The organism is Microbacterium sp. NPDC090225, assembly GCF_044772365.1.
In the GTDB taxonomy this organism is placed as follows: domain Bacteria; phylum Actinomycetota; class Actinomycetes; order Actinomycetales; family Microbacteriaceae; genus Microbacterium.
Genome location: NZ_JBIVYS010000001.1, coordinates 873,886 through 888,553 on the forward strand (window position 1 = coordinate 873,886; position 14,668 = coordinate 888,553).

At 69.1% G+C, this 14,668-nt stretch carries 17 protein-coding genes; 10 read left to right on the forward strand and 7 right to left on the reverse strand.

The window, feature by feature from the left end:
* The first annotated feature begins 46 nt into the window (after positions 1–46).
* The gene (locus ACIQTT_RS04330) at positions 47–853 is read left to right on the forward strand and encodes an arginase family protein (RefSeq protein WP_402786490.1); all 807 of its coding nucleotides are present in this window, start codon (positions 47–49) and stop codon (positions 851–853) included.
* Positions 850–1,287, forward strand: coding sequence for a Fe-S oxidoreductase (locus tag ACIQTT_RS04335; protein ID WP_402786493.1), 438 nt, complete (start codon positions 850–852; stop codon positions 1,285–1,287). The genes ACIQTT_RS04330 and ACIQTT_RS04335 overlap by 4 nt, the downstream gene beginning before the upstream one ends.
* Positions 1,288–1,290: 3 nt before the next feature.
* Here ACIQTT_RS04335 and ACIQTT_RS04340 read toward each other — a convergent pair whose 3' ends face one another.
* From ACIQTT_RS04340 to ACIQTT_RS04350, 3 genes are read right to left on the reverse strand one after another with little or no spacing between them, the layout of a single operon-like run.
* Positions 1,291–1,761, reverse strand: a complete 471-nt coding sequence (locus ACIQTT_RS04340; RefSeq protein ID WP_402786496.1) for an SIP domain-containing protein — start codon at positions 1,759–1,761, stop codon at positions 1,291–1,293.
* Between the two features lie 56 nt (positions 1,762–1,817).
* Positions 1,818–2,531: a tyrosine-protein phosphatase gene (locus ACIQTT_RS04345; protein WP_402786499.1), complete on the reverse strand. Its 714-nt coding sequence runs from the start codon at positions 2,529–2,531 to the stop codon at positions 1,818–1,820.
* Positions 2,528–3,004 carry a carboxymuconolactone decarboxylase family protein gene (locus tag ACIQTT_RS04350; RefSeq protein ID WP_402786502.1) on the reverse strand — a complete coding sequence of 159 codons (477 nt, stop codon included), beginning with the start codon at positions 3,002–3,004 and terminating at the stop codon, positions 2,528–2,530. The genes ACIQTT_RS04345 and ACIQTT_RS04350 overlap by 4 nt, the downstream gene beginning before the upstream one ends.
* 170 nt (positions 3,005–3,174) lie before the next feature.
* Here ACIQTT_RS04350 and ACIQTT_RS04355 point away from each other — a divergent pair, with 170 nt between their 5' ends.
* The 6 genes from ACIQTT_RS04355 to ACIQTT_RS04380 all read left to right on the forward strand — a co-directional run bounded on the left by ACIQTT_RS04355 (position 3,175) and on the right by ACIQTT_RS04380 (position 9,129).
* Entirely contained in the window at positions 3,175–4,095 is a 921-nt protein-coding gene (locus tag ACIQTT_RS04355) for an alpha/beta fold hydrolase (RefSeq protein WP_402786505.1), read from the forward strand.
* 105 nt (positions 4,096–4,200) lie between these two features.
* Entirely contained in the window at positions 4,201–5,718 is a 1,518-nt protein-coding gene (locus tag ACIQTT_RS04360) for an ABC transporter substrate-binding protein (RefSeq protein ID WP_402786508.1), read from the forward strand.
* Positions 5,719–5,736: 18 nt separating this feature from the next.
* A complete protein-coding gene (locus tag ACIQTT_RS04365) occupies positions 5,737–6,684 on the forward strand; it encodes an ABC transporter permease (RefSeq protein WP_402786511.1) in 948 nt (315 codons plus the stop codon).
* Positions 6,681–7,553, forward strand: coding sequence for an ABC transporter permease (locus ACIQTT_RS04370; protein ID WP_402786514.1), 873 nt, complete (start codon positions 6,681–6,683; stop codon positions 7,551–7,553). The genes ACIQTT_RS04365 and ACIQTT_RS04370 overlap by 4 nt, the downstream gene beginning before the upstream one ends.
* Positions 7,550–8,341 (forward strand): ABC transporter ATP-binding protein, encoded by a 792-nt coding sequence (locus ACIQTT_RS04375; protein WP_402786517.1) that lies wholly within the window; start codon positions 7,550–7,552, stop codon positions 8,339–8,341. Before ACIQTT_RS04370 ends, ACIQTT_RS04375 begins: the two co-directional genes overlap by 4 nt.
* Positions 8,338–9,129 carry an ABC transporter ATP-binding protein gene (locus ACIQTT_RS04380; RefSeq protein ID WP_402786520.1) on the forward strand — a complete coding sequence of 264 codons (792 nt, stop codon included), beginning with the start codon at positions 8,338–8,340 and terminating at the stop codon, positions 9,127–9,129. Before ACIQTT_RS04375 ends, ACIQTT_RS04380 begins: the two co-directional genes overlap by 4 nt.
* Here ACIQTT_RS04380 and ACIQTT_RS04385 read toward each other — a convergent pair.
* Genes ACIQTT_RS04385 through ACIQTT_RS04395 form a run of 3 tightly spaced genes read right to left on the reverse strand, consistent with a single transcriptional unit; the run spans position 9,123 to position 11,246 of the window.
* Positions 9,123–9,743, reverse strand: coding sequence for a GNAT family N-acetyltransferase (locus tag ACIQTT_RS04385; RefSeq protein ID WP_402786523.1), 621 nt, complete (start codon positions 9,741–9,743; stop codon positions 9,123–9,125). The two genes, ACIQTT_RS04380 and ACIQTT_RS04385, sit on opposite strands and share 7 nt — an antisense overlap.
* 4 nt (positions 9,744–9,747) lie before the next feature.
* Entirely contained in the window at positions 9,748–10,461 is a 714-nt protein-coding gene (locus ACIQTT_RS04390) for a uracil-DNA glycosylase (protein WP_402786526.1), read from the reverse strand.
* Positions 10,462–10,463: 2 nt separating this feature from the next.
* Positions 10,464–11,246 carry an SDR family oxidoreductase gene (locus ACIQTT_RS04395; protein ID WP_402786529.1) on the reverse strand — a complete coding sequence of 261 codons (783 nt, stop codon included), beginning with the start codon at positions 11,244–11,246 and terminating at the stop codon, positions 10,464–10,466.
* 147 nt (positions 11,247–11,393) lie between these two features.
* Here ACIQTT_RS04395 and ACIQTT_RS04400 point away from each other — a divergent pair, with 147 nt between their 5' ends.
* Positions 11,394–12,716 (forward strand): bifunctional o-acetylhomoserine/o-acetylserine sulfhydrylase, encoded by a 1,323-nt coding sequence (locus tag ACIQTT_RS04400; protein WP_402786532.1) that lies wholly within the window; start codon positions 11,394–11,396, stop codon positions 12,714–12,716.
* 107 nt (positions 12,717–12,823) lie between these two features.
* The gene (locus ACIQTT_RS04405) at positions 12,824–14,032 is read left to right on the forward strand and encodes a homoserine O-acetyltransferase (protein ID WP_402786535.1); all 1,209 of its coding nucleotides are present in this window, start codon (positions 12,824–12,826) and stop codon (positions 14,030–14,032) included.
* Positions 14,033–14,044: 12 nt separating this feature from the next.
* Here the strand turns inward: ACIQTT_RS04405 and ACIQTT_RS04410 are convergent, their stop codons facing one another.
* On the reverse strand, positions 14,045–14,665 hold the full coding sequence (locus ACIQTT_RS04410) for an NUDIX hydrolase (RefSeq protein ID WP_402786538.1): 621 nt from the start codon (positions 14,663–14,665) through the stop codon (positions 14,045–14,047).
* Positions 14,666–14,668 lie beyond the last annotated feature (3 nt).

Sequence of the window (14,668 nt, forward strand, 5' to 3'; positions counted from 1 at the left end):
CACGCGGTCCGGGGCATCCGCACTTCCTCTTTCCCGGGAGGCACTCATGGTGCGATTCCTCGTCGTCCCGCAGTGGCAGGGGTCGCCGGCCGCCCGCGCGATGCTCCTCGTCGACGGCGCATCGGCCATCGCCGGCGATCTGCCCCGCGCCCGCACGACCACCCTCGACGTGCCGGTCGAAGCCGGCGAGTCACTGGGCACCGGTGTGCGGCGACTCAGCGCTCTCCTGCGCACGCGCGAACTGATCCGCGAGCATCTCACCGACGAGTACAGCGTGCTGATCGGCGGAGACTGCAGCATCACCGTCGCGGCCCTCGATTCGCTGCCCGACGGCACCGAAGACCTGGCCGTGGTGTGGTGCGACGCGCACGCCGACCTGAACACACCGGAGACGTCTCCGTCCGGGGCCTTCTCCGGCATGGCGCTCCGCGCGATCCTGGGCGAGGGCGAACCGCAACTCGCGCTCACCGCCGCCCTCCCCCGCGAGCGCATCGTGACGGTCGGGATGCGCGCTCTCGACGACGCCGAGGTCGACGAAATCTCCTCGTTCGCCCATCTGCAGGTCGCCGATCTCGATGACACCGACGCGCTGCTCGATACCGTGCGCGCGACCGGCGCCTCACGGGTGTGGGTGCACATCGACGTCGACGTTCTCGATCCTGCCGAGATCACCGGGGTCTCCGATCCGGCGCCCTTCGGCCTCACCCCGGCGGCGCTCGCCTCGGCGATCCGACGACTCCGGGAGGAGATCCCCCTCGCGGGGGCGACCATCTCCGGCTTCGCGCCGCGGACGCCCGCGGATGCGGTGGATGACCTCGGCGCGATCCTGCGCCTGATCGGCGCCGTGGCATGACGACGGACTGGAGACCCGCCGCGGAGGAGGCGCTGGCGCGCGGACGACGCTTCGACCGCCGCATCCCCGCGTTCCTGCTCCGCTCCCCCGTGAGCCGCATCGGCTACGCCTGGGGAACGGCGGTGGGATGGCTCTGGGGGTCGCTGTGGAGCACCGGTCCCGTCGAGCGTCGCGCCGGACTCTGGATCTTCCGGGGCATGCCTTCGTGGACCTTCAACCGCGGCGGAGTGTGCGTCGGAGGATGCTTCCTCACCGGAGACGCTCGTCCGACGGATGCCGTGCTGCGCCACGAGGCGGTCCATAAAGCGCAGTGGCTGCGTTACGGGTTCCTCATGCCGGTGCTGTACTTCGTCGCGGGGCGAGATCCGCTACGCAACCGCTTCGAGATCGAAGCCGGGCTGGAAGACGGCAACTACGTGCGCCGCTCCCGCTGACGGTCAGCGATCGATCGGGAGAAGGCCGAAGCGCTCGGGGGTGTGGATCGACGTCGCCTCGACCGCGAGGCCCGTCGTGAGGTGGTCGACGATATCGGCGGTACCGAGGTAACCGCCGAGGAGCGTGATCCGGGTCGAGACCTCGTCGTCGCAGAGCATCTCGTCGGCCCAGGCGCACGTGGCACGCGCGAGCGCCTGACCCGGAGCGCAGGAACGGCCGGAGCCCGGGACTCCCGAGCGGTCGGAACGCGCCAGCCAGGTCACGGTCATGCGTGCGGGCGCCTCGATGACCTGGATGTCGGCGGCGGTCGGAACCTCGATGAAAATCCGACCCGATGCGCACAGCGGCAGCGTGGAGAGGAACATCTCGAGGTCGACGAGCGACGTCTCGTCTGCCGTGACGAGGTGGTGCGAGCGCTGACGAGCGGCACGGCGCGCTGCGCGCGTGCTGCGGGTGTCGAACGAGGTCTCCATAGTTCTTCCATCGTAACACCGATGAAGGCATGCCTAACCTTGCTAGGAGATTCGATTCAGCCGGCGGGCTCGACGAGAGCTGCGGTGAGTGCCTCCAGCTCGGCATCCGTCATCCCTTGGGCGCGGAGATAGTCGGCTGCCGACCCCCAGCGTTCGTCGACCATCTCGAGGAGACGGCGCATCACCGGGGCGGGCGATTGGGTCGCGAGAGCGACCGCGTTCACGGCTTCGGGGTGCAGCTCTGTCAGGTACGCGGCGATCCGGCGGTTCCGCTCGGGCGGGAGCTGCGACTCGGTCAGCGCGTAGTCCTCGATCACCGCTTCGCGATCCGCGCCGACGGCCGAGAGCGCCAGCGCCACCGTCACACCGGTGCGATCCTTGCCCACCGTGCAGTGCACGAGGGTCGGCTCCCCCTCCGCGATGATCCGGATGGCGTCGACGAGCCTCCCTCCGCTCTCCTCGAGGAGATGCAGATAGAGGTCCTCGAGACTCGTGTCCGTCTCGAAGAACGAGCGCACCGACCCCAGGAACAGTGGGAGGTGGGTGGTTTCCGGCCCGACGATCCCGCTGGGCTCCGCTGCCACTTCCTCGCCGTCGCGCAGATCGACGATGTGCGCGACACGGCCACGAAGCTCCTCTGCCCCCTTCGCCGTCGCGCCGGAGAGCTGCCCGGAACGTAACAGGATGCCGCGGCGGATGCGTCCGCCGACCGCCGGCATCCCGCCGACGTCGCGGACGTTGTTGACGCCTCCGACGTCGAGCACGCTCACGGTTGCGCCTGCGGTGCACGCGCCGGCACGGGGTAGCGCCCGGCGACCACGACGCGGTTGAACGCGTTGATCGACACGCACGCCCAGCTCAGAGCCGCGTACTCCTTCTCGGTGAACACACTGCCGACGCGGTTGTACACCTCGTCGGACACACCCTCGTCCGAGATGAACGTGAACGCCTCGGCGAGCTCCAGCGCCGCACGCTCCCGCTCGCTGAACACCCCGCTCTCGCGCCACGTGGCGATCTGCATCATCGTGTCGGCATCGATCCCTGCGGCCTCGGCACGATCGACGTGGATGCGGGTGCAGTAGGCGCAGCCGTTGAGCTGCGAGCAGTGGATCATGACGAGCTCCTTGAGACGGTCGTCGATCCCGTTGGCGGCGCAGATCTCACCGACGGTGCGGGAGAACGCATCGAGGGCCTGGTAGGCGGTCGGCTCGGTCTTGGAGAGGTGCACTCGCGTCTCGCTCATGACTCCATGATATTCGGCTGTCGATGGCGTACGGCCGACGCATTCCGTCATCAAGAAATGCAAGAAGCTCGGCTGGACGTGATTAAACTGATCATATCTACAAGTCTTATGCGATTTTATCCGTGCACACTGATCCGCCATTTCGCGATGGCCGCGCTGGGGCGCAGAATATGGGCGTGGTGATCGACATCAGCGAGTTCAGCTATCTTCCCGCGCAGGCCGAGGCGCTCGACGTCCCCGTTCCTCCGGTCGAACGGCTCACCCTCCCCCTGCCGGATGGCCGCACGGTCAGCGCGCTGCGCTTCGGCACGGAACCCGCCCGCGTGACGCTCCTGCACGGCGCCGGCCTGAACGCCCACACCTGGGACACGACGGCGCTCGCCCTCGGTATCCCGCTGCTCGCGATCGACCTCGCCGGGCACGGCGATTCGTCGTGGCGCGACGACCTCGACTACACGCCGCGCACCCTCGTGGTCGACGTGGCCGCGGCGCTCGATGCCTGGACCGACGGTCCGCAGATCGTCGTCGGACAGTCCCTGGGCGGTCTGACCGGCGCGGCCCTGGCCGCGAGCCGCCCCGACCTCGTCGCCGAACTCATCGTCGTCGACATCACCCCCGGCATCGACACCTCCGCCGGCCCTGCGGCCTTGCGCGAGTTCTACGCCGGGCCCGTGGATTTCGCGACCCGCGACGAACTCGTCGACAAGGCGATCGCGCTCGGGTTCGGCGGGACACGCCCCGAGACCGAGCGCGGTGTCTTCCTGAACACCCGGGTGCGCCCGGACGGACGCATCGAGTGGAAGCACCACTTCGCGCACCTCGCCGCACAGGCTCTCGCATCCCACGACCCGGGAACACCGGCGGCACCGTCCGTCCTGCACGAGACCGGGTGGGACGATCTCGCCGCCGTCCACGCTCCCCTGACCCTCATCCGTGCGACGCGGGGCTTCGTCAGCGAAGCGGATGCCGACGAGCTGCAGCGCCGCGTCCCGAACGCGCGTGTCGTGGTGTTCGAGGCCACCCACAACGTGCAGGAGACCGCTCCCGTCGAGCTCGCCGAGTTCGTCGCCGCGGCCTCCGCGTCGGTGTGAAACGGAATGTGACGTCGCGTTCCACACCGCACCCTTCGATTTCTCGCTCATCCCTAGGCTCGTTCAACCGGCACACAGCACCTGCCGCACCGAGAGGAAACCACCATGTTCCGACGCTCCCGACGCGTAGCGCTCATCTCCGCGCTCGCCGCCACCGCTGTCATCCTCAGCGCGTGCTCCGGCAGCCCTCAGCCCGCCGCTACCTCGACGGGCGAGGTCGACCCCGACGCGACCCTCCACGTGGGTCTCGTGCTCGAGCCGACCAACCTCGACATCCGGCACACGAGCGGTGCCGCACTCGAGCAGATCCTCATCGACAACATCTACGAGGGCCTGGTCACCCGCACCCAGGAGAACGAGATCGAAGGGCGCATCGCCTCCGACTACTCGGTCTCGGACGACGGCCTGACCTACTCGTTCACCCTCAACGACGGAGTGGTCTTCCACGACGGCTCGCCTCTGACGTCGGCCGATGTCGTCGCCTCCTACGAGGAGGTGCGCACCGACGAGACCATCCAGGGCAACGCCGAGTTCGCCTCGGTCGCCTCGATCACCGCGCCCGACGAGAAGACCGTCGAGATCGTACTCTCGGAGCCGAACCAGAACTTCCTCTTCGCCCTGACCGGCCCCGCCGGCCTGATCTTCAAGAGCGGTGACACCACCGATCTGCAGACGGCCGAGAACGGCACCGGCCCGTTCACCCTCACCCGCTGGAACAAGGGCAGCACGATCACGTTCGCGCGCAGCGACGCCTACTGGGGCGAGCCCGCCGGCGTCGCATCGGTCGAGTTCCAGTACATCCCCGACTTCACCGCGGGTGTGAACGCCGCGATCGCGGGCGACGTCGATGTGCTGACCGCCGTCGATCCGAACCTCGCATCGCAGCTCGAGGATTCAGGTGACTTCACTCTCACCACCGGTCGCACGACCGACAAGGCCACGCTCGCGTTCAACAACGCGAAGGCGCCGCTCGACGACGTCCGCGTGCGCGAGGCTCTGCGCCTGGCGATCGACCACGACGCGCTCATCGAGGCGGCCGGCGCGGGCACCCCGCTCTACGGACCGATCCCCGAGCTCGACCCGGGGTACGAAGACCTCTCCGACGTCGTCTCCTACGACCCCGAGCGCGCGAAGGAACTCCTGGCAGAGGCCGGGCAGGAGGACCTCGAGCTGACCCTCACGATCCCCTCGTTCTACGGCACCACGGTGCCGAAGGTGCTCATCTCGGACTTCGCGAAGGTGGGCGTCACCCTCGACGTAGACTCGGTCGAGTTCGCCACCTGGCTCGAAGACGTCTACACCAACCACGACTACGACCTCAGCTACGTGCTGCACGTCGAGCCGCGCGACTTCGGAAACTTCGCGAACCCGGACTACTACTTCGGATACGACAACGCCGAGGTGCAGAGCCTCTACGCCGAGGCCCTCGCCGAGGTCGACCCCGACAAGTCCGCCGAACTCCTCGCCCAGGCGGCGCGGATCGTCTCGGAGGACCACGCGGCCGACTGGCTGTACAACGGTCAGACGATCACCGCGGTCGCACCGATCGTCACCGGCTTCCCCGAGGACTCGATCAACTCGCGCATCAACCTGGCCGGCGTGACGGTCTCGTCCGCCGAATAAGCGACGGTCTCGTCCTCCGTGATCCGATACGCGCTCGTCCGAGGAGCCCTGCTCATCGCAGGGCTCCTCGTCGCGAGCGCCCTCATCTTCCTCACCCTGCGCGTCTTCCCGGGGGATGTCGCCCAGCTCATCGCCGGCACCCAAGCATCGCCGGCCGAGGTCGAGGCGCTGCGCGAATCGCTCGGCCTGAACCGGCCGCTCCTGTCGCAGTACACCGACTGGATCGGCGGGATCTTCCGCGGCGACCTCGGCACTTCACTGCTCTCCGGCGCCTCGGTCGGCGAAGAGCTCCTGCTGAAGGCGCAGGTTACGGTGCCGCTCGGGCTGATGTCCCTCCTCATCGCGGTCGTGATCGCGATCCCCTTCGGCATCCTCGCCGCTCTCGCTCGCGGACGCCGTGCGGGCACGGCGCTCAGCGTCGGCGCACAGGCCCTCGCCGCCGTCCCCGTCGTCTGGGCCGGCATGATGCTCATCGTCGTCTTCTCGGTCTGGCTGGGGTGGCTGCCGCCGCAGGGGTTCCCCCGCACCGGGTGGAGCACTCCCGGCGAGGCCATCCAGGCTCTCCTCCTCCCCGCTCTCACGATCGGGATCGTGGAGGGCGCGATGCTCATGCGCTTCGTGCGCAGTGCCACGCTGCAGGCGGCTGGCCAGGACTTCGTCCGCACGGCCGCCGCCAAGGGACTCACCCGCACGCAGGCGCTGATCCGGCACGGCATCCCCGCCGTCGGGCTGTCGATCATCACTGTGCTCGGCCTGCAGATCGCCGGCATCATCGTGGGATCCGTCGTGATCGAGCAGCTGTTCACCCTCCCGGGCATCGGACGGATGCTGGTGGCGGACGTCGGCACCCGCGACCTCATCAAGGTGCAGAGCGAACTCCTCGTGCTCACCGGCTTCGTGCTCGTGATCGGATTCCTGGTCGACCTGCTCCACCGTACGATCGACCCGCGCCAGAGGGAGGCATGATGGCCCCGCTGTGGCTCCGCCGTCTGTGGGCGACCCCGACAGGTGCCTTCGGGCTGATCGTCGTCGCCCTCATCGGTCTGACGGCCCTCGTCGCGCTCTTCTGGACGCCGTTCGACCCGCAGTCCTCGACCATCAGCGACCGGTGGCTCGGTCCGAGCTGGCCGCACCTGCTGGGCACCGACGACACCGGGCGCGACATCCTGAGCCTGATCATGGCGGGGGCGCGCACGACGGTGTTCGTCAGCATCGGTGCCGGAGTCGTCGCCACCGTCGTCGGCATCGCCCTCGCCGCGCTCGGAGCCCTCACCGCCCGGTGGCTGCGCGAGACGATCGCGGTGCTGGTCGACATCCTGATCGCCTTCCCGGTGCTCATCATCGCGATGATGATCTCCTCGGTCTGGGGCGGCTCGCTCTGGGTCGTGATCTGGGCCGTGGGCATCGGCTTCGGTGTGAACATCGCGCGCGTCACCCGCCCCGAGCTGCGGCGCGTGCAGCAGAGCGACTTCATCCTCGCGGCGAAGGCATCCGGCCTCACTCCCGCACAGAGCCTGCTGCGCCACCTGCTCCCCAACGTCGCTCCGGTGTTCATCGTGCAGCTGTCGTGGTCGATGGCCGTCGCCGTGCTCGCCGAAGCCGGGCTGTCGTATCTCGGGTTCGGTGCATCCGTCGTCGAGCCCAGCTGGGGCCTGCTGCTCGCCGACCTGCAGCGCTACATCGGCGTGCACCCGCTCTCGGTCATCTGGCCGGGCCTCACGATCACCCTCACCGTCCTCGCCCTGAACCTCCTGGGCGACGGGCTGCGCGAAGCGACCGACCCCACGCTGCGTCACCGCCGCGCCGAGACGCACACCCCCGGAGTCGTCGCATGAGCCTCGTCGTCGAAGATCTGACCGTCGATATCGACGGGCGTCGCGTCGTCGACGGCGTCTCATTCGAGGTAGCGGACGGCGCCCGCCTGGGCCTGATCGGCGAGTCCGGGTCGGGCAAGTCGCTCACGGCTCTCGCGATCCTCGGGCTCCTCCCCGACGGCGCGACGGCTGCCGGCAGCATCCGATGGAACGGCGCGGAGCTGATCGGGATGCCGGATCGCGAGCTCGCTCGCCTGCGCGGAGACGAGATCGGCATCGTGTTCCAGGAGCCGCGCACTGCGCTCAATCCGATCCGCACGGTCGGTCGGCAGATCGCCGAGGCGATCCGGATCCACGAAGGCATCGGGCGACGCGAGGCTCGCGCACGCGCGATCCAGGAAGCCGCCCGTGTGCGCCTCCCCGATCCGGAGTCGATCGTCGACCGCTATCCGCACCAGCTCTCGGGCGGCCAGCGCCAGCGCGTCGCGATAGCGATGGCGCTCGCCTGCCGACCGCGAGTGCTGATCGCCGACGAACCGACGACGGCGCTCGATGTCACCATCCAGTCCGAGATCCTGGCACTCCTGCTGCGCCTCGTGCAGGACGAAGGCATGTCGCTCGTCTTCATCACGCACGATCTCGCCGTGCTTGCGCAGGTCGCGACGGAGGGCGTCGTGCTCGAGCACGGCCGAGTCGTCGAAGCGGCCCCTGTCTCGCATCTGCTCACCGCGCCGAGCTCCCCGATCACGCAGGGACTTCTCCGCGACGCGACGGCGACGCTGTGGCGTCCGGATGGAGGCACCGCATGAGTCTCATCGAAGCGCGCGGCCTCACCCGTGAATTCGTCGTCCCGAAGCGCTCCGCGCTGGAGCGCACACGGCGGCAGACGGCCCTCGAGCCGACCGACCTCGACATCGTCGAGGGCTCGTCGGTGGGGATCATCGGCGAGTCCGGCTCGGGCAAGTCCACGCTGGTGCGCCTCCTGCTGGGACTCGACCGACCGACATCGGGAACCGTGACCGTCGACGGACGACGCGTCGACGCGTCGGCATCCGCGAAATCGCTCCGGTGGCTGCGCCGGCAGACCGGGCTCGTCTTCCAGGACCCCTACGCCTCCCTCGATCCCCGGATGACCGCCGGGCAGATCGTGCGCGAACCGCTCTGGGCCCTCGGCATCGACGGCGATCATCGGGCGCGCGTGCGCGAGGTGCTCGCCCGCGTCGGTCTCGAGCCCGATGCCGGCGACAGATATCCGCACGAGTTCTCGGGTGGCCAGCGTCAGCGCATCGCGCTGGCCCGCGCGATCGTGCACGGTCCTCGCATCCTCATCGGGGACGAGCCGCTCTCGGCCCTCGACGTGACAGTGCGGGCGCAGATCCTCGAACTCCTCGCTGATCTGCGGCGGACGACCGATCTCACCCTCGTGCTCGTCTCGCACGACATCGGCGTGGTGCAGAACCTCAGCGACACCGTCGTGGTGATGAAGGACGGCAGGATCGTCGAGCGCGGCCCGACCGACGACGTGCTCCTGCGCCCGGGGCACGATTACACGAAGGCGCTGCTGGCCGCGATCCCGGTGATTCCGCGAGGTCAGTGACCGCGACCGGCGACGAGGAATCGGCGGCGACGTGCGACGGGTCTCAGTGCGCGCTTCATGTACACGGTGCCGAGCTCGCGGCCGAACTTGTGGCCGACCCGCGCCATTCGTCCCGCCTCGACGAAACCGAGGCGTGCGTGCAGACGGATCGACGCCTCGGCACCGCTGTCGCTGATGACCGCGACCATCTCGCGGATGCCGAACTGTTCGCAGGCATCGATCAGTGCCTGGAGCAGCGCGCCGCCGAGGCCCTTGCCGCCGGCTCCCGGGCCCAGATAAATGGAGTCCTCGACCGTGTAGCGATACGCGTTCTTTCCCGCCCACGGCTGCGCGAGCGCGTATCCGATGACCACTCCCGACGGGGACACGGCGACGAGGAACGGGAGCCCGAGCCGATCGAGCAGCGCGAACTTGTCGCGCCAGTACGGGATGCTGCTGCTCTTCTCATCGAGCGTCACGGCGGAGTTGCTCACGAAGTGGTTGTAGATCTCGCGGACGGAGGGCAGATCGCCCGGACGGGCGGGGCGGATCGTGTAGGAGAAGATCTCGGGGGCCGCCGCAGGACGCAGATGGCGCGGCAGGATGCGACGTCGGTCCCCCGGTTCGAACTGCATGCGCTCAGCTTAGGGATCCGGGGCGTTCGCCCTCTACCCGCCAGTCGATCGGTGCCCCGCCCAGGCCCTCGAGCAGTTCGTTCGCGCGGGAGAACGGGCGGGACCCGAAGAAGCCCCGACGAGCCGACAGCGGCGAGGGGTGGGCCGACGCGATGACCGGTGTCGCCCCCAGGAGGGGGCGCAGGTTCTCGGCATCCTTGCCCCACAGGATCGCCACCAGCGGGCGATCGCGCGCGACCAACGCCCGGATCGCCGCTTCGGTGACCTTCTCCCAGCCCCACCTCCGATGCGATCCCGCGACGCCCGGCTGCACGGTGAGCACCCGGTTCAGCAGCAGCACACCCTGATCGCTCCACGCCGCGAGATCGCCGTGCGGCGCGGGCGGGATGCCGAGATCGCTCTCCCGCTCGCGATAGATGTTGGCGAGGCTGCGCGGTAGCGGCCGCACGTCGCGGTCGACCGCGAACGAGAGTCCGATCGGATGACCGGGGGTCGGGTAGGGGTCCTGACCGGTGATGAGAACCCGCACATCGGCAAGTGGTCGCCGGAACGCCCGAAGCACGTTCGCCCCGTCCGGAAGGTATCCGCGGCCGGCCTCCGCCTCGCCGCGCAGACGATCACCCAGAGCGGTGATGTCGTGCTGCACGGGCGCGAGCGCCTCCGCCCATCCCGGGTCGATCTCGCCGTCCGCGGCGAGTTCGGCGAGGGTGCGTGCCATCGTCACTCGGCGGATCGCACGCGCAGCGGTCCGCGTGCCAGCAGATGCTGAGCGGACTGCGCGACCGGACGCATCGTGACGAGGTCGAGGTTCACGTGCCCCGGCGCGTCGAGCGCGTAGGCGATGACGTCGGCGACGTCTCCGGCGACGAGGGGAGCCTCGACTCCCGCGTAGACGGCTTCGGCCGCGACGGAGTCCCCGCCCAGGCGGTTGAGGGTGAACTCCTCGGTGTGCACCATTCCCGGTGCGACCTCGACGACCCGAATCGGCTCGCCGTTCAGCTCCTGACGGAGCACCCGCACGAGCATCGCCTCGGCGGCCTTCGCCGCGTTGTACCCGGCGCCGCCCGCATACGCGGACTGAGCGGCCGTCGACGTCACGAACACGGTGTCGGCATGGCCGTCGGCCGCCGCGGCGCGGCGGAGCAGCGGCAGCAGGCCCTTCACGAGCCGCTGCGTCGACAGCACGTTCGCGTCGAACATCCACTGCCAGTCTTCGACCGAGGCATCCTCGATGCGGTCGGTCCCGCGCGCTCCCCCGGCCACCTGCACGAGCGCGTGCACGGGGCCGCTGGCCTCCAGCTCGGCGATGAGCGCGTCGACGGCGACGGAGTCGGTCAGGTCGCAGGCGATGGCGGATGCCCCGGTCTCGGCCACGAGCGCCGCCAGCCGGTCCTCCCGACGGGCCACGCCCACGACGTCCCATCCGCGCGAGCGGAGCTCCCGCACCGTCGCCGCCCCGATCCCCGAGCTCGCTCCCGTCACAACTGCACGTCTGTTCACCATGCCTCCACCGTACGATGTTCCGCGGCTTTTCGCCGATCGAGACTGTTACGTCACATTTCCCACTCATTGTTGACAGCAGGGAATATTCCGTACTGTCACTGAAACGGCATCCGCCATCCGACCATCGATCGTTCCAGGGGGAACAACATGTCCGCACCCGAGACCTGGCGTTTCGAGACCAAGCAGATCCACTCCGGCGCTGCACCCGACCCGGTGACGAAGGCGCGTGCCACGCCGATCTACCAGACCACGTCATACGTGTTCGACAGCGCCGACCACGCGGCGAACCTCTTCGCCCTGGCCGAGTTCGGCAACATCTACACCCGCATCCAGAATCCGACGCAGGATGTCCTCGAGCAGCGCCTCGCGGCCCTCGAGGGCGGCACGGGAGCACTGGTGCTCGCGAGCGGTCAAGCGGCATCGACCTTCGCGATCCTGAACATCGCCGAGGCCGGCGACCACTTCGTCGCCTCGAGCTCGATCTACGGCGGCACGTACAACCTCTTCAAGTACACGCTGGCCAAGCTCGGCATCGAGGTCACGTTCGTCGAGAACCAGGACGACCCCGAGGAGTGGCGCCGCGCCGTCCGCCCGAACACCAAGCTGTTCTTCGCCGAGACGATCGGCAACCCGCAGATCAACGTCCTCGACATCCGTGCCGTCGCCGACGTCGCGCACGCCAGCGGTGTGCCGCTCATCGTCGACAACACGATCGCCACCCCGTACCTGATCCGTCCGTTCGAGCACGGCGCCGACATCGTGATCCACTCGGTCACCAAGTTCCTCGGCGGCCACGGCACCACGATCGGCGGCGTCATCATCGACGGCGGTTCGTTCGAGTGGTCGAAGAACGTCGAGAAGTTCCCGGGTCTCACCGTGCCGGACCCCTCGTACCACGGCGCCAGCTACACGACCGCGGTCGGCGACCCGCTCGCCTACATCATCAAGGCGCGCGTGCAACTGCTCCGCGACCTCGGATCAGCGATCGCCCCGCAGAGCGCGTGGAACCTGATCCAGGGCGTCGAGACGCTGTCGCTGCGCATCGAGCGTCACGTGCAGAACGCGCAGGAGATCGCCGAGTGGCTCGACGGACGCGATGACGTCGCGACCGTCAACTACTCGGGGCTGCCGTCCTCCCCCTGGTACGCCAAGGCCAACGAGTACGCCCCTAAGGGCGTCGGAGCGGTGCTGTCGTTCGAGTTGAAGGGCGGCGTCGAGGCGGGTCGCGAGTTCGTGAACAGCCTCTCGCTGTTCAGCCACCTGGCGAACATCGGCGACGTGCGCTCGCTCGTCATCCACCCGGCATCGACCACTCACGCGCAGCTCACCCCCGAGCAGCAGCTCACGGCGGGCGTCACGCCCGGCCTCGTGCGCCTCTCGGTCGGCATCGAGAACGTCGACGACCTCAAGGCCGACCTCGACCAGGCTCTCGCCGCTGCCCGTCGTGTCTCGGAGGCCGCTCGCGCCTGACGATTCGTCCACCACGGATGCCTCGGACTCCCGGAGTCCGGGGCATCCGTGTCTTCCGGTGGCGTAACGTTCGCCGCCCGGCCCGCAGGTCACGCGAGAATGGAAGCATGGACTGGCAGACGACCTCTGAAGACACGGTGCCCTCGGCGCTCGTGACGGAGGCCGACGTCCGGCTCCTCCGCGCGCGACCTCCCGCGACCGGCGCCTGGCGCGACGGCGATCCCGTGGGCGGGCGTCTCTTCGCGCGCTCCGGCGCGTTCCGGACCGAGAGCGGTGCCGAGCTCCCGAGCATCCGCATCGCGTATGAATCGTGGGGCGAACTGAACGCCGCGGGCGACAACGCTGTGCTCGTGCTGCACGCCCTCACCGGCGACAGCCACGTGCGCGGCGAGGCCGGTGCGGGGCATCCGACCGCCGGGTGGTGGGAAGAGCTCACCGGTCCGGGCGCGCCGCTCGACACCGACCGCTGGTTCGTCGTCGCCCCCAACATGCTCGGCGGCTGCCAGGGCTCCACCGGCCCCGCGAGCGTCGCTCCCGACGGCTACGAATGGGCCTCGCGCTTCCCGTACCTCACGATCCGCGATCAGGTCGCAGCTCAGGTGCGCCTCGCCGATGCCCTGGGCATCGATACGTGGGCCGCGGTCATCGGCGGATCGATGGGAGGCATGCACGCGCTCGAATGGGCGGTGACGCATCCGGAACGCGTCGAGCGCCTCGCCGTGCTCTCGTCGCCTCCCGTGACGACCGCCGACCAGATCGCGCTCAACACCGTGCAGCTCGAGACGATCCGCATGGATCCGCGTTTCCAGGGCGGCGAGTACTACGACCTCGGCGACGGAGACGGCCCGCACCGGGGGCTGGCCCTCGCCCGGCGGATGGCTCTGCTGAACTATCGCAGCCCGATCGAACTCAATCAGCGGTTCCAGCGCTCCTGGCAGTCGGGCGTCTCACCGCTCGGACATGGCGGGCGCTTCGCCGTCGAGTCGTACCTCGACTTCCACGGCAACAAGTTCACGCGCCGCTTCGATGCGAACAGCTACATCACTCTCGTCGAGGCCATGAACTCGCACGACGTCGGGCGCGACCGTGGCGGTGTGGAGGAGGCTCTGCGCACCGTCACCGCGACGACGCTCGTGCTCGGCATCGACAGCGACCGCCTCTTCCCTGTCGACGGGCAGCACCGCATCGCCCGGAGCATCCCGAACACCCTCGACGGTCAGGACGCGGTCGTGCTCACCAGTGACTTCGGGCACGACGGGTTCCTCATCGAGAACGAGGCCGTGGGAGCGCACCTGCGCCGTCTGCTCGACAGCTGACGCCCCAACGACTCACTTGGTGACGGGCGCCTCGATGAATTGCCACGGGAGTCCACCGGTCTGCAGACGCCCCTGGTCCCAGGCGAAGTCGTGCCCGGCATCCGTCGGGATCACCCGCGTCCGGAACAGGGCGGGCGGCGATGAGGCGGCGAGCATGGATGCGGTGTCGGTGGCCGCGGTCAGTGCGTGCAGCGTCATCCACGTCGGCGGGAACAGCGTCCACTCCTCCCTCGCGTGACGTTCCAGAGCCGCGGCCGGTGTCGTCCAGGCGTAGGCCACGACCTCGTCCGGAGACGGGACCGGCGTCGCATCCGGTGCCGGGGCGACGAAGAACCACGTCCGGATCCGAGTGGGAGCCTCGGCGGGCGGATGCCACTGCGACAGCGCCCCCAGGGCGTCGATCTCGAGACCGACCTCTTCCCGCGTCTCGCGGATGGCGGCGCGACGGGCGTCGTCGATCTCCTCCGAGCCCTCGCGTCGGTCGCTCTGCTCCACCTTGCCGCCGGGGAACACCCACGCGTCCGCGAAGGACCCCCGCTCCGGCCGTCGGATCATCAGCACCTCGACACCGCCGGTCGAATCGCGCACCAGCACGGCCGTGCCGGCCACCGGAAGAACATCGGGGATGTGCATCCC